Below are 15,340 nucleotides of genomic sequence, written 5' to 3' on the forward strand. Positions count from 1 at the left end.
TATCAAAAGAAAAAGGCTATTGTCTCTCAGAAAAGTAGAGCTATTAGTTATTTCTGTTGAAGCTTTTTTGCTAAGATTTCAAACAAACTACATTTAATTAAAATTTTAAACCATGAAAAAAAATGCCTTAAAATTAATTTTTGCAGGTTTGCTGTGTTTCACTTTTATAGGATACATAAGCGCGCAAACCAAAAAGAAGCCTAACATCATTATGGTAATTTCTGATGATACTGGTTGGGGAGATTTAGGAGTTTACGGCGGAGGAGTCGGACGCGGAATGCCGACACCAAATCTAGACAAAATGGCAAAAGAAGGAATGCAGTTTTGGTCCTTTTACGGACAACCAAGCTGTACGCCTGGAAGAGCTGCCATGATTACTGGCCGTATTCCTAATAGAAGTGGTATGACTACAGTTGCTTTTCAAGGTCAGGGAGGAGGACTTCCTGCAGCTGAATGGACATTGGCATCTGTACTTAAAAAAGCAAATTATAAAACCTACTTTTCAGGAAAATGGCACCTAGGAGAGGCAGATTATGCTATGCCAATTGCTCATGGTTTTGATAAAATGCAAAATGTAGTATTGTACCACTTGAATGCTTACACTTATTGCTTTCCATCATGGAATCCTGACATGGCGCCTGAGATTAGCGACTACATAAAAAAAGCGACTAAAGGAATTTTAGAAGGAGAAGCAGGAAAACCAGCAAGAGAAGTAAGTCCGGTAACTGAAGAAAATATTGCCGAACTGGATATGAATATGGTTGACAATAATTTAAAACAGCTGGATGAGTATGGTAAATCAAAAGATCCATTTTTTATGTGCATCAATTTTGCTAAAAATCACCAGCCAAACTTGCCTTCTAAACAGTTTGCTGGAAAATCTCCTGCAAAAAGCAAATATGGCGATGCTGTTGTAGAAATGGATTATAATGTTGGACGAATTATGGATAAAATCCGTCAGCTTGGAATTGCAGATAATACAATCGTAATTTATACTGTTGACAATGGAGCTTGGCAAGATGTACATCCAGATGCTGGTTATACGCCGTTTAGAGGTTCTAAAGGAACAGATCGTGAAGGAGGAAGCAGAGTTCCTGCAATTGCATGGTGGCCAGGCCAGATTGAAGCTGGAAGTGTAAGTCATGATATTGTGGGTGGTTTAGATTTAATGGCAACATTTGCAGCTTTGGCTGGAGTTGAATTGCCTAAAAATGATAGAGAAGGAAAACCTATCATTTTTGATAGCTATGACATGTCTAATGTTTTGTTTAAAAAGGGAAAACCGCTTCGTGACAGATGGTTTTATTTTACAGAAAACGAATTATCTCCTGGAGCTGTACGTATAGGGAAATGGAAAGCAGTATTTAATACACGCGGAGATAATGGCGCGCAAGCAGGAAGCGATACGCCAGGACAGCAATTGGGCTGGAGAGGAGATCAGACTTATGTAGCAACTGTTCCTGCTGTTTACGATTTATGGCAAGATCCGCAAGAGCGTTATGACCTTTTCATGAACAGCTTTACAGAGAAAACATGGACAATGGTAATTTTTGATCAAGTTACTCTTGAACTGATGAAAACGTATGCTGCAACTCCGCCAAGACCACAGCAAAGTGGTTCTTATGGAGGACCAATGGAAATTGGTAAGTATAGAACTATTGAGCAAGCTAAGCAATTGTTGAACAGTAAAGAATTATCACTTCCGCCTTTAAGTGTTGATCCTAAGCAATAAAATTTTTAAAAAATTAAAAATTAAAAATTAAAAATTAAAAATTAAAAATTAAAAGGCAATATTACCTGCTTTATTAATTTTATAGATAAGCAAAACCATGTACTTTTCGTGAAAAGACATGGTTTTCTTTTTTTATTAGTTATGCGTATATTTGAGAGAATAAAAAATTAAAAGCCATTATGAAGAAAATAGGATTTTTATCATTTGGGCATTGGTCTAATCATCCATCATACAAAACTCGTACTGCAGCAGATACCTTGTTGCAATCTATCGATTTGGCAGTTGCGGCTGAAGAAATAGGAATAGATGGCGCTTATTTTCGTGTACATCATTTTGCACAGCAGTTAGCTTCACCTTTTCCTCTACTTTCGGCTGTAGGCGCTAAGACTAGTAAAATAGAAATAGGAACAGGCGTAATTGATATGCGGTATGAAAACCCGATGTATATGGTTGAAGATGCTGGAGCTGCAGATTTGATATCAGAAGGACGTCTGCAACTCGGAATAAGCAGAGGATCGCCAGAGCAAGTTATCGATGGATGGCGTTACTTTGGTTACGAACCAGATGCAGGTGAAACCGATGCCGATATGGGGCGTAAAAAAGCTTTAGAGTTTTTGGATAAATTGAGTGGAGAAGGATTTGCAGAACCCAATCCGTATCCGATGTTTCCAAATCCGCCTGGGTTGTTGCGTATTGAACCACATTCTGAAGGATTAAGAGAAAGAATCTGGTGGGGAGCAGCGTCAAACGCCACGGCTATTTGGGCAGCCGAAAACGGAATGCATCTTCAAAGTTCTACACTTAAATATGATGAAAATGGCAAGCCGTTTCATGTTCAGCAGGCAGAACAGATAAGATTATACAAAGAAGCTTGGAAGAAAGCAGGGCATCAGCGTGAAGCGAGAGTATCGGTTAGCCGTTCGATTTTTGCCCTAGTCAACGATCAGGATAAATATTATTTTGGCGGACAAGCAAAAGGCAATGATAGCTTTGGTTATATTGAACAAGACAAAAGAGCTATTTTCGGTAAAAGCTACACGGCTGAACCCGATAAATTGATTGAAGAACTTGCCCAAGATGAAGCAATTCAGGAAGCAGATACATTGTTGCTGACTATTCCGAATACTTTAGGGGTAGATTATAACATACACATTCTATCCTCTATATTAGAACATGTTGCGCCTGCTTTGGGTTGGCGATGAGTTTTTATAAAGAAAGAAAAGCCCTCTGTTGATGAAACGAGGGCTTTTTTTATTGAATTTTGGTATCTATTAAAAAGATAATTTAATTAAGACACCCAAGACAGCAGCGATTAAAATAATATACGGTTCTTGAATTTTTTTGATATAAATTAAAGAAAGAATGCTTGCAAGAGCTATCAGTATTGTTGAAACATCTACAATGCTTCTTTTGGCAATAATGATGACAGAACCAACTAAAGCTCCGACTACAGCGGCCGTTATTCCTTCAACAAATGCTTTGACAGGTTTGTTGTTTACAATTTTCTTAAAAAATGGCGCCAAAGCAATGGTAAAAAGATAGCAAGGCAAAAATGTCGCTAAAGCCGCTGTTATAGCGCCTAAAAGTCCATTTACCAAATATCCTATAAAACCAACAGTTATTACAACTGGGCCAGGTGTAATCATGGCTATAGCGACCGAATCTAGAAACTGCTGTTCTGTGAGCCACTTATTTTCAACAACGACTCCCGAATGTAAAAAAGGAACAATTGCGAGACCGCTACCAAATACAAAAGCACCCGCTTTAGTAAAGAAAATAGCAATTTTCATTAATGTCGAACTTTCAAAAGTCCAAAAGCCAGACGAAATAAGAATTAAGACATTTGTAGTTTTGGCAATCTTAAAATACGGACGAGCCTTTATCAGCATATAAATGAGTCCTGCGGCTACAAATAATAAAATATGCTCTTTTTCTGTGATGTAAGTTATTATGATGGCAGAGACAAAGAAGAACCATAAGATCCATTTTTCTTTAAAAGAACTCACATTCAATTTTCCTATGGATTTTATAGTGAGTTTATAAGAGCTTAGGGTAATGATTCCGATAACTGCCGCGCTTACACCATAAAAAACGGACTGAATCCATAACAGTCCTCCATAAGCTTGATAGATTACTCCAAGAAGTAAAACCATAAGAAATGACGGAGTAATAAAGGCAAAACCTGCTAAAGTAGCCCCAAGAATATTATAATGAACATAACCTACATATATTCCAAGCTGAGCTGCCAAAGGGCCTGGAGCCAATTGAGCCAATGCTAAACCTTCTTTGTACTCTTCGTCAGAAATCCATTTTTTGTTTTCCACTAAATCTTTGTACATATAACCCACCAAAGCCACAGGTCCGCCAAAGCCAATTGTACCAAGCTTTAAAAAATATAGTATTAATTCACTTAATGTATATTTCGGTTTTTCAATCATATTGAGATTCTTTTAAAACAGCTCTTTATTTAATTATAAAACAAAACTATAATGAAAGTGACGCTTTAAATAGAATCTTATTTACCTTTTGTATAGAGATTACTTTTTATTGTTTTTTTTCTATAAAAAGATAAGGTTTTGTGAAAAAAAACTCTAGTCATACCCAAGTCAATAAAACACGTTATGCATAGAAACTATTTAATAAATTATTTTAAATGAATAGTTTAAAAAGGACATAAGAATAGTAATGCGAAAAAAGCATTAACAAATCAAAAAATAGCATTTTTAAGCATAAGGTTTTTGTTTAGTTTTATCTTCTGAAATAGCATCTGATACTTTTTTGTTTATAAAATACTAATAATGATCACGACCCAACGCCTTATAATAAAACCTTATGAAAAGGGAGATTCAGAAAGCTTCTTAAAAGCTTTGACTGACAACCACGATCATTTATATGATTATTTCGCTAATATGATAAAGGTCAATGATAGTTCGGAATCAACAAAAAAATATTTCGAGCAGAAAGATTTGGATTGGAAAGAGAATAAAAGTTTTGCCTGCGGTATATTTAAAAAGGAAAACAATGAACTTATAGGACATATATCTGTCAGAGAAATTGATTGGAGAATACCTAAAGGCGAACTTGCCTATTTTATTTTTAAGCAGCACAATGGTAATAATTATGCAACCGAGGCATTAAATGCATTTAAAAATTGGTGTTTTGCAGAAAAGAAGTTTAGTAGACTTTTTATGAAAATTGCTGAAGAAAACACAGCAAGCATTAAAGTAGCTGAACGTTCTGGATTTGTATACGAAGGACTTTTAAAGAAAGATTACAGAAAAAGAGAAAAAGATTTAGTTGACATGAATATATACGGATATACAGAAGATTTGAAGCTCGAAAGAACTACTTCTCAAAATACAGATTTCTCCAATTTAATTGTAAAACTAGATGCCAATTTAGCAAGCAGAAATGGAGAGATGCAGGAATACTTTAATCAATTTAATAAGATTGATGCGATCAAACATGTTATTATAGCTTATGTAAATGGCATTGCGGTAGGCTGCGGGGCTATAAAGCAATTTGATGACAAATCTGCTGAGGTAAAACGAATGTTTGTTTCTGAAGAATTTAGAGGAAGAGGTATTGCCCGTAAAATTTTAAATGAACTTGAAAATTGGGCAAAAGAATTAGGTTATGCATCAACCGTTTTAGAAACCAGCAACGTGCAGGTAGAAGCGGTAGAGCTATATAATAAAAGTGGTTACGGAGTTATTGAAAATTATGGACAATATGCTGGAATCGAAAGCAGTATTTGTTTTAAAAAAGAACTGCTTTTTGATTATTAAATAAAAAACAACTTCGATGTTGTTATTAGCAAATAATAAAAGCATCGAAGTTGCGAGTTTATTTTTTTTCCGGCCCAAATTGTTTTAAAGTCTATACATTATAGTGCATCCCAAGAAGCGCTCGGATAATAAATAGAACTTGTTACCGGAGCTGTCCAATAATCTTGACTTCCGCCACGGAAAGTGTGAAGACTTACAGCATTTACATTTCGCTTAGAATCGTTAGTTACCCAGCGAATTTTTTCATTTAATATCTCCGTTCCATTTACATAATATTTAACGTATCCATCTGTATTAGAACCTGTATTCAATTTCACAGATATTTGGCAGTTGTAAGTCACACCTTCTTGAATATAGTATTTTTTGCCAAAATCGTTTCCATATTGTCCTGGCTGATCTCTGTAATACACATAAGGCTGAAGATAAGCGCCACTTCCTTTAGCAGTGTTTGATCCATTTGGGCAATACCACATAAATCTGGCACTTCCGCCATTTCCATCCCATGCAGCATCGCCACCTGTATTTTGATCACCAATTAAGATACCATATCCGCATTTTCCGCCTCGGCTCCAGTAGAATCCGTTATTAAATTTCATTTGGAACCAAACCGTATAAACGCCAGTTGACCAAACGCCATACGATGTACATAAACCACCAGGGCAAGATAATGTATTAGTCTGCAATGTAATGGTTCTTGCTCCAGCTGTACCTTTAGCTGTAGTACTGCCTTCAATTGCAGCATTTGATGCGAGAGTATCTTTGCTCACAAGCTGTTGAGCTTCTTTTTTAGCAGTTTGCTTTCCATTTAAATCTTCTTGTTCTTTTTCACAAGAATTTAGCACCAATGCTGTAATAAATAATACGCTGGTTAATTTTAAAAAATTCTTCATCTTTTTAGTTTTAAGGTTAGTAAACGATTAATAGTTAGTAATAATAGATAGTAGTATTTGAGAACCGAAAGTGTAAAATTGAAGAATATAAATTTTAGGGAGGAGTAATAAAGTACGTTTTTACGTACACAGAAATACAGACGGTATTTTTCTTATGTTTTAGGGAGAATTCTTAGCTTTATTTTCTTTCGGAAAACTTCGGTTAATTAAAGCGTTTATTGCAAATAGCTGTACTCTAAAATTTTATATGAATGAAAAGATTCTTTTTATTAAATTTATGTAGTTAATATCTCATAATAAAAAAAGTTCTTTTTTAAGAGAAATCTTTTTTTTGGAAAACTATCTGAGTTATAAGGATTTTAAATATGAAAAATGCTTGAGAATAGATTTTGTCTATTTTAGAAGTAGTATTTACAATCCATAGCCTTAATTTCCTCTTTCATTAGTTTGTAATTTAGTCAAAAATAAAATTTTTCAACTATGGATAATCAATCAAATGACATCAGCAAATGCCCTTTTCATAATGGGAGCATGGACAAGCAAGCAGCTTCAGGCACAAAGAATCGTGACTGGTGGCCTAAACAGTTAAAGGTAAATATCCTGAGACAAAATTCAGTATTGTCAAATCCGCTAGACAAGGATTTTAATTACTCAGAGGCGTTTAAAAGTCTGGATCTTGAAGCTGTAAAGAAAGATTTACATGCTCTTATGACTGATTCACAAGATTGGTGGCCTGCTGATTTTGGTCATTATGGCGGACTTTTCATTAGAATGGCGTGGCACAGCGCGGGTACTTACAGAGTACATGACGGTCGAGGAGGAGCTGGAGCTGGACAGCAGCGATTTGCACCTCTTAACAGTTGGCCTGATAATGTAAGCCTTGATAAAGCAAGAAGATTGCTTTGGCCAATAAAACAAAAATATGGGCAAAAAATCTCATGGGCCGATTTAATGATCTTAACAGGGAATGTTGCTTTGGAATCAATGGGTTTTAAAACATTTGGTTTTGCGGGAGGACGTGCCGATGTATGGGAAGCAGATGAATCTGTTTATTGGGGATCTGAAACGACTTGGCTTGGAGGTGATGAACGTTATAAAGATGGTTCTGAAGGTGTTCCGAAGGATCACGGTGTTGTTTCATCAGATGACGATGCAAATGGAAATATTCATAGCAGAAATCTAGAAAAACCTCTTGCTGCAGTGCAGATGGGACTTATATATGTAAATCCAGAAGGGCCAGATGGAAATCCTGATCCTATTGCAGCGGCCAAAGATATTAGAGATACTTTTGGGCGTATGGCAATGAATGATGAAGAAACTGTGGCACTTATAGCTGGAGGACACACTTTTGGTAAAACGCACGGAGCTGCTTCCTCAGATAATGTGGGCAAGGAACCAGAAGCAGCTGGTTTAGAATTGCAAGGATTGGGATGGAAAAACAATTACGGTTCAGGAAAAGGCCCAGACGCAATAACAAGTGGACTTGAGGTGACTTGGACTAAAACGCCAACACAATGGAGCAATAACTTTTTTGAAAACTTATTTGGTTTTGAATGGGAACTTTCTAAAAGCCCTGCAGGGGCACATCAATGGGTGGCAAAGAATGCTGAGGCAATTATTCCTGATGCTTTCGATTCTAATAAAAAGCACTTGCCAACAATGCTTACAACCGATTTATCATTAAGATTAGATCCAGCTTATGAGAAAATCTCACGACGCTTTTTTGAAAATCCTGATGAATTTGCAGATGCTTTCGCTCGTGCGTGGTTTAAACTGACACACCGTGATATGGGGCCAAGAGCTCTTTATCTTGGATCTGATGTGCCTGCGGAAGAATTGCTATGGCAAGATCCTATTCCAGAAGTAAATCATACACTAATTAATGATCAGGATGTAGCTCAGTTGAAAGAGAAAATATTAAATTCAGGTTTAAGTATTTCTCAGTTAGTTTCAACAGCATGGGCTTCTGCATCTACGTTTAGAGGATCAGATAAACGAGGCGGTGCAAACGGTGGACGCATAAGACTTGCACCACAAAAAGACTGGGAAGTAAATAATCCTGCTGCATTAAAAGTGGTTTTAGATAAATTAGAAGCTATTCAAAAAGAATTTAATGCTGCAAATGGTAATAAAAAAGTTTCATTGGCTGATTTAATAGTTCTTGGAGGTTCTGCAGCTATTGAAAAAGCAGCTAAAGATGCTGGAGCTTCAGCTTCTGTGCCTTTTTCTCCTGGGCGTATGGATGCATCTGCTGAGCAGACAGATGTTGAGTCTTTTGGCTATCTTGAACCTAAAGCGGATGGTTTTAGAAATTATAGAAAAACAAAATCATCTGTTTTAACAGAAGAACTTCTTATAGATAAAGCTAATTTATTGAATCTTACAGCACCAGAATTAACAGTGCTTTTAGGAGGACTTCGCGTTTTGGATATCAACGCTGACGGAAGCAAAAACGGTGTTTTTACCACTCGACCAGGTCGCTTGACAAACGATTTCTTTGTAAATCTGCTAGATATGAACACGCAATGGCAATCGGTTTCTAATGATCAAGAACTTTATGCAGGAAACGATAGAAGCACCGGACAGCCTAAATGGATTGGAACACGTGCTGACCTTGTTTTTGGTTCAAATTCAGAATTAAGAGCAATTGCAGAAGTGTATGCAGCTTCTGATGCACATGAGAAATTTGTTCATGATTTTATTGCAGTATGGACTAAAGTGATGAATTTGGATCGATTCGACTTAAAGGCTTAATACAGTAGAAGCAATAAGTTAATAAATAGGAACTGCCCCTGATAGCTAAACACTATTTCGGGGCAGTTTTTTTTAGATGAATTTTTACAAATAAGAATTACATTATTGTTTTATGAGCTTAATGGTTTTTCTATTTGTTCCGTTGCTTACTTCAGCAAGATATGTTCCTGCACTAAAGTTGCTTTTTATTATTATGGATGATGTATAATTTGATTTCACAGTCTCTATTTTTCTTCCTAACATATCAAATACATTAACATAAATGGCTTGCTTTTCATCTCCTCCTGCAATGTTTATTTGGAATTCTGTTTTTGTTGGATTTGGAGATGCAATGACTATAAAATCATCAATTTGCTGTTCTGAAATCTTGGTTTCAGCATTGGTTGATAGTGAAGCGTTTTCGCATGAACCGAGATGACAGCCATGTGCTAAATGAGCTGGTACAGCATTGGCAGGAATGCAAAGATTTTTGTTATTCGTATGGCATACTATCACTTTTTGAGGATTACAGTTAATATCGATTACTTTTATTTGTTTTGTTATGTTAATATAGCAGCCTTTCGCATCAGTAATAGTTACGCTGTAGTCGTGAACTCCCAGTGTTGACAGATTAATAGAAATAGCATCTGTTGTAGCTCCGGTACTCCACAAATAAGTAAAAGGTGCTGTTCCACTTGTAGGCGTTGCGTTCAATGTTAAAGAAGTAGGGCCATATCCTAAGTAAATAGTATTAGCGTCTCCTCCCGGATTTACAGCATATACATCTGGAATGAGAGCCGCAATCGGATTATTGATGGTTACTGTTGAGGTGTTAGTACTGTTATTTCCTGCGTTATCAGTAACGGTCCATGTTATAACGGATGTTCCTACGTTGAAATTTCCACTTGCATCTAATCCATTTCCGTTTCTTGTAGTTGCACCTGTAATTGCGTAAGTAGCCGTATCAATTGTACAATTATCGGTAGCAGTTGCGGATGGGATATTATAATTTCCGCTTGATTCATAACAAAGAACAACAGAAGTAACTGAGTTTACAGTTGGTTTTTGTGCATCCGTAACCGTCACCGTTTGCGAGGTTGTGGCGGTATTGCCATTTTCATCGGTAGCCGTCCATATTACAGTTGTTGTACCATGAGGAAATACTGTCGGTGCATTATTGATAATACTTGCTACAGCACAATTATCGGTAACGATTGGTTGAGTTAATATAAATGTTGCTCCACACTGATTTTCGTCATTTGAGAGCGTTATGGGAGCAGGTATTGCAAAAACAGGCTTTTCAGTATCATTAATCGTAATAGTGAAAGAAGTCGAACTATTATTGCATCCATCGGCTGCTGTCCACGTAACAGTTGTAATTCCTTTATTAAAAACTTTATTGGCTAATGTAGTATTACCAGTAGCAGAGGTTGCTCCAGTAAGCAAATAGCTATAAGCAACGTTACTGCAGTTGTTTAATGCGGTGATGTCAAATTCATTGGCTTGTGCTGTATAGGTAGGTAAACCCGTATTAGTGTTAGTGATAATATTTGACATTTCAGGCAGATAAAGTACTGTTTTAACCTGACCGTTGAATGAAAAGTCATCAATACCTACTAAAGAGGTTCCAGAAGTTCTGTTTGATCCGTACCAGTATAAACGCAATGTAATCGGGGTTTTGATATTGGTCAAAGGGCTTAAGTCATAAGTAAGTAAAGTTGCAGCAGTTCCAGTAAAGGTTTGGGATGCCGTAATATCACTTGTAAAGTTGTCTACACTGGATCTTATAACGAATGTGCTAGGATCAGCGGTGTTTCCTTTTCTAGCTGTAAATTTAAGATTAGAAAAATTTATTTTATAGCCATTTTTAGGTTGAAGTTTGAATTCAAAATACTGATCTGGATTAAATGAAGTAGCTGGATCTGAAGTATTTGTTTTGCTGGTCCAGCCATTTAGTAAAACACGACCACTAATGACACCTGCTGTATTGAGGCCGCCGCTAGTGCCATAATAAAAATTTGGTGCCGTATTTCCGTCACTGATTATATTAGGATTTGTGGTGTTTCCTGCCGTAATAGGCGCGATAAATTCAACATTATTTCCTGTAAAAGTGTTACCCCAAATCTGTGTAGGTGCGCTATTGTTATTTAGCTCAAAAATTTTAATGTCATCATGATAAATAATACGTGTCATTACATTAGGAGGATCAGATGTAATAGACTGTCCTGGACGATACAAGCCCCATTTCAAATATCCAGAAGGGTTAGTCTCAGGAACATCCTGATTGAAAGTTTTAAAATTGCTCACCTGCCATGCCAATGTATAATCATTTTGTCCAGGTAACCTATAATACACCTTATAATAACCAGTATTATCAGTTGTCATTTTTGCATCAATCCTAAAATCAATCCATTGATTGATGTAAGGACGAAAATCATCTATGATAGAGGGTTCAATATTGTCGTTAGGTATACGGAAGGTAATACTATTGCGTTTTGCGCTTAAGTACCATGCAGGATTTTCTCCTCCACTTTGTTTGCCTTGGAAAATAATATCGCCATTTTGAGCCATTCCTGGAGTATGAGATTCCCAATCTTTCAGCAATAAACTCACTTCAAAACGGCGTTCATCTCCGGGATAATATTTCCCGTCTGTAGGCATTTGAGCTGTAGCTGCCTCGCTTCGCCAGTGGTTATCAGAAAAATATCCCGAATCTCCAATGGTCACGCGGTGGGCTATAGCATAATTGCCAGTACGGCCAGGACTTACCAAGTATTCGGCGTCAGTAGCAGTAGCATGTGTTGTAGTTAAATTTGAAATTCCAGAGTTCTCTGTACCACTTTCATAGTCAACAGTAACAAGGGTATCAGTAATCGTTGCAGGAGGTGTGGGTGGTGTTGCAATTAAAGAGTTAGAATAAACGATATCATCAATATACAATACTGGTGCTGATGATCCTGCTCCCACATTCAGCAAATTCATACTGTTAATATTAGAGCCTTGCGGAAGAAAACCAGTTCCAGGGTCAGCATTGGTAAGCACTTTGATATTGTCGATCCAGATGTCAAAAGTTCCTGCGGCAAGGTTATGAGTAGTTAAGTTAGACGCACTTCCAGTTGTATAGGAAGTTTCAGCATTGCTATTGTTCATAAAAAATTTTAGAACATAAACCTGACTTTTATTTATTGTAACCTGCGAAAGTCCTGCTGTGGTATAGTTTGGACTTGTCGTAGACGAAAGCCAATCGAGGCTTATAGCAGTGGGAGTAGGAGACAATCTTAAAGCGGCAAATGTTTGCGGTAAACTTATTCCGCTCCCGTTGGTAAAATTGCTGCCATTGCCAAAATAGATTAAGAATCTGCCATTAGTTCCTGATGTAATGTTGATCTTGCATTCAAACGCTGCAACGGCTGTAGCTGTAAAAGGGCCCAAACCAAATTTTGCACCCGATACGGTTGTACCACCATTCATTTTAAGTTCGGCGCCCGAACCTCCTGCCAAATTAGAAGAAGTGAGTTCAACAAAACCTTCAGTAGTAGACGAAGCTCTTACACTAGCAGTACCTCCACCAGCCGTGGGTGAAGGCAAATAAGTTGAACTATAAGCAGTAGAAGCGTATGGCATCGAGGAGGTAATGCCAAAGTTGTATTCCCAATTGGAATTTTGTGCCTTAATTTCTAATAAAGAAAAAACACAAAGTAAAACAAGTAAACTTTTTTTCATAATTAATTGGTTTTGGTTGAGTTAGTAAATAAGCTTTTCTTTGGATCGCATTTAATAGCCAAAGAGATTTTGTGGTTTTGGATGACTAAGTTAAATGCGGGAATGAAAATGATATTTCAAATTCGGATATAAATGTTTTGAATTTGTGTAAATAATCACTTTTATCAAATTTGATAGATGATGTTTCATAGATATGGAGGCTCCAATAGAATTTTTAATCTTCTTGGGTTTATATCAGAAACTCACTATCTGAGCGCTATTAAGAATATTTACGACATCGCATATTGTGATTTTATGGATGTTTTTGAAGTTGTAACCAGCTACAATTAAGAAGAATGTAAAAAGTTTGCTTTTTTATAAAATCAAGTGTTTACCAATTTAGGAAGACCATTTTTAGAAAAGGTATTTTTTATTTCCGATTAGTCAATTGAATTTTAAGCGATAAAATGAAACTGGTGCATCGATTTTCAATAAACCAATGCACCAGTTATAGAAATTATTCGTTTGAAGGTTTTCCAATTGTAGCTAGAATTCCGCCATCAACATAAACCACATGCCCGTTTACAAAATCACTAGCTTTTGAGCTTAAAAATATTGCCGCTCCTTGCAAATCTTCAGGATCTCCCCAACGTCCTGCAGGAGTTCTTCCCATAATAAACTCGTTAAACGGATGACCGTTTACACGAATTGGCGCTGTCTGGCTTGTAGCAAAATAACCAGGACCAATTCCATTAGTCTGAATGTTGAATTTAGCCCATTCTGTAGCCATGTTTTTAGTCAGCATTTTCAAACCGCCTTTTGCCGATGCGTACGCACTTACAGAATCTCTGCCCAGTTCGCTCATCATAGAACACATATTAATGATTTTTCCGCCACCGCGATTGATCATTCCTTTTACAACATTTTTAGAAACAATAAAAGGACCCGTTAAATCTACTTTTATAACCGCTTCAAAATCGGCAACTTCCATTTCGATAATTGGAGTTCTTTTAATAATTCCAGCGTTATTGATTAGAATATCGATAGGGCCAACTTCAGCTTCAATTTTGCTGATTGCTGCTATTACAGCGTTTTCATCAGTCACATCAAACAAATAGCCATAAGCTTCAATTCCTTCTGCTTTATATTCTGCAATTGCGCTGTCTACAGCCTCTTGCGAAGAATGATCGTTTACCACAATTTTTGCACCTGCATGTCCAAGACCTTTCGCCATTGCCATTCCTAATCCGTGAACTCCTCCAGTAATTAGTGCTGTTTTCCCTGTTAAATCAAATAAGTTAATTGACATTTTTTTGTTTTTTGGTTAATAGTATTCTTAATTATTTTTTTGTTTTTGATGCTTCTTTTACATTTACTATCAAAGGATTTTGAAGTTCCTGATTGAAATGATCCAAATTATCCTGCCATTGTTTAGAATTGGTTATTTGCCCCGCTTTATCCCAAGCGGCACCAGAATAATAAACAATAGGTTCGTTATTTCTTACCGAAGTTAGGGCTAGCATCTGTTCTTTATCTACCCACATTTTTTGGGCAGGAGTGCTCAATATGGTTCCTACAGCCGTAGTTCCTTCTTTTTCAAAAGTGGGTTCCCAATAACTCATAATTCCCTGTTGTTCGTTTAAGCCCATTATGCCTTGCTTATCACGTCTTATAATCCCAACCACAACAGGCAAAGGGCTTTTATCGTCAAAAGTGTATATATTTTCAATGCGATTTAATTGTGATCCGGCATCAATAGATATGGTTTTTGTAGCCTTCACTTTTATTCCGCCAGCATTCCAGCTGTCATAAATCAATTGAAAAGTTGTGCGAAGCGGGCCATTATCCAATATTTTCCATTGATGATAATTTCCAGAATAACGAATGGTATCTTTTACAAAAGGAGCCATGTTTCCTGCACCCAAAGTATAGCCAACATGATAGTAATCAAGCCCGTCACCGTGATCGATATGATAATCATTGCGTTTGTAACGATCATTTAGAACCAATTTAGAAGTATTTTTTACCCAAACATCAAAACCGTAAGCATCACCTTCTGTTTTTTCTAAAGCTTTTCCATAAGCGCGAAAAGCGATTTTATCATTTTCCCAAGCAAAATCGTCCAATCTTTCAGGCACAAATCGGGCAAAAGTTTTGGGTGTAAATTTTTCTGGTTTTCCTTTTTGAATGAAAAGTTGCAGGGAACTCTTTGCTTTAATGTCTATTTGAACCAATACATTCTGAATCGCAGATTGTCCTTTGTGCTCCAATTGAAACGGAATTTGCTTTTTTGTTTTGGGATCAATGATTATAAAATTAGCAGTATCAATCTGCGGATAGGAGAGAAGAATGTCTTTCCATTTTATGGCTGTCACGGTTTCTTTTCTGTTTAGAGCAGAATGGTTTGTAATGGTAATGCTAGTCTTGTTTTGAGCTATAAGTGCAGAAGGTAAAGCGCAAAACAGTAAGATAAAGTGTGAAAATTTCATGAGATT

Annotated in this window: 9 protein-coding genes; 4 read left to right on the forward strand and 5 right to left on the reverse strand. The window is 36.7% G+C overall.

Annotated features, from left to right (window positions below; translation table 11 throughout):
• Positions 1-112 precede the first annotated feature (112 nt).
• Complete coding sequence (locus tag PQ463_RS04560) at positions 113-1,732, forward strand: arylsulfatase (RefSeq protein ID WP_274256519.1); 1,620 nt, start codon at positions 113-115, stop codon at positions 1,730-1,732.
• Between the two features lie 179 nt (positions 1,733-1,911).
• Positions 1,912-2,934 (forward strand): LLM class flavin-dependent oxidoreductase, encoded by a 1,023-nt coding sequence (locus PQ463_RS04565; RefSeq protein ID WP_274256520.1) that lies wholly within the window; start codon positions 1,912-1,914, stop codon positions 2,932-2,934.
• A gap of 69 nt (positions 2,935-3,003) precedes the next feature.
• Here the strand turns inward: PQ463_RS04565 and PQ463_RS04570 are convergent, their stop codons facing one another.
• On the reverse strand, positions 3,004-4,170 hold the full coding sequence (locus tag PQ463_RS04570; protein ID WP_274256521.1) for a chromate transporter: 1,167 nt from the start codon (positions 4,168-4,170) through the stop codon (positions 3,004-3,006).
• 360 nt (positions 4,171-4,530) lie between these two features.
• Here PQ463_RS04570 and PQ463_RS23400 point away from each other — a divergent pair, with 360 nt between their 5' ends.
• Positions 4,531-5,520, forward strand: a complete 990-nt coding sequence (locus PQ463_RS23400) for a GNAT family N-acetyltransferase (RefSeq protein WP_337992879.1) — start codon at positions 4,531-4,533, stop codon at positions 5,518-5,520.
• Between the two features lie 98 nt (positions 5,521-5,618).
• Here PQ463_RS23400 and PQ463_RS04585 read toward each other — a convergent pair whose 3' ends face one another.
• Positions 5,619-6,410, reverse strand: coding sequence for a polysaccharide lyase (locus PQ463_RS04585; protein WP_274256522.1), 792 nt, complete (start codon positions 6,408-6,410; stop codon positions 5,619-5,621).
• Positions 6,411-6,890: 480 nt separating this feature from the next.
• On the opposite strand from PQ463_RS04585, the gene katG reads away from it, so the two are divergent.
• A complete protein-coding gene (katG, locus tag PQ463_RS04590) occupies positions 6,891-9,164 on the forward strand; it encodes a catalase/peroxidase HPI (protein WP_274256524.1) in 2,274 nt (757 codons plus the stop codon).
• A gap of 102 nt (positions 9,165-9,266) precedes the next feature.
• Here the strand turns inward: katG and PQ463_RS04595 are convergent, their stop codons facing one another.
• The 3 genes from PQ463_RS04595 to PQ463_RS04605 form a co-directional block, all read right to left on the reverse strand.
• The gene (locus tag PQ463_RS04595; protein WP_274256526.1) at positions 9,267-12,866 is read right to left on the reverse strand and encodes a heparin lyase I family protein; all 3,600 of its coding nucleotides are present in this window, start codon (positions 12,864-12,866) and stop codon (positions 9,267-9,269) included.
• 496 nt (positions 12,867-13,362) lie between these two features.
• The gene (locus PQ463_RS04600; RefSeq protein ID WP_274256527.1) at positions 13,363-14,154 is read right to left on the reverse strand and encodes a gluconate 5-dehydrogenase; all 792 of its coding nucleotides are present in this window, start codon (positions 14,152-14,154) and stop codon (positions 13,363-13,365) included.
• A 31-nt stretch (positions 14,155-14,185) separates the two neighbouring features.
• On the reverse strand, positions 14,186-15,334 hold the full coding sequence (locus PQ463_RS04605) for a BT3233 family polysaccharide utilization protein (RefSeq protein WP_274256528.1): 1,149 nt from the start codon (positions 15,332-15,334) through the stop codon (positions 14,186-14,188).
• Positions 15,335-15,340: the final 6 nt, after the last annotated feature.

Origin of the sequence: Flavobacterium sp. KACC 22763 (assembly GCF_028736155.1) — a bacterium.
Taxonomy (GTDB): Bacteria; Bacteroidota; Bacteroidia; order Flavobacteriales; family Flavobacteriaceae; genus Flavobacterium.

Excerpts from the sequence above, each read along its gene's own strand:
- PQ463_RS04560 (WP_274256519.1), top strand. The coding sequence starts at position 113 with ATGAAAAAAAATGCCTTAAAATTAATTTTTGCAGGTTTGCTGTGTTTC.
- PQ463_RS04565 (WP_274256520.1), top strand. The coding sequence starts at position 1,912 with ATGAAGAAAATAGGATTTTTATCATTTGGGCATTGGTCTAATCATCCA.
- PQ463_RS04570 (WP_274256521.1), bottom strand. The coding sequence starts at position 4,170 with ATGATTGAAAAACCGAAATATACATTAAGTGAATTAATACTATATTTT.
- PQ463_RS23400 (WP_337992879.1), top strand. The coding sequence starts at position 4,531 with ATGATCACGACCCAACGCCTTATAATAAAACCTTATGAAAAGGGAGAT.
- PQ463_RS04585 (WP_274256522.1), bottom strand. The coding sequence starts at position 6,410 with ATGAAGAATTTTTTAAAATTAACCAGCGTATTATTTATTACAGCATTG.
- katG (WP_274256524.1), top strand. The coding sequence starts at position 6,891 with ATGGATAATCAATCAAATGACATCAGCAAATGCCCTTTTCATAATGGG.
- PQ463_RS04595 (WP_274256526.1), bottom strand. The coding sequence starts at position 12,866 with ATGAAAAAAAGTTTACTTGTTTTACTTTGTGTTTTTTCTTTATTAGAA.
- PQ463_RS04600 (WP_274256527.1), bottom strand. The coding sequence starts at position 14,154 with ATGTCAATTAACTTATTTGATTTAACAGGGAAAACAGCACTAATTACT.
- PQ463_RS04605 (WP_274256528.1), bottom strand. The coding sequence starts at position 15,334 with ATGAAATTTTCACACTTTATCTTACTGTTTTGCGCTTTACCTTCTGCA.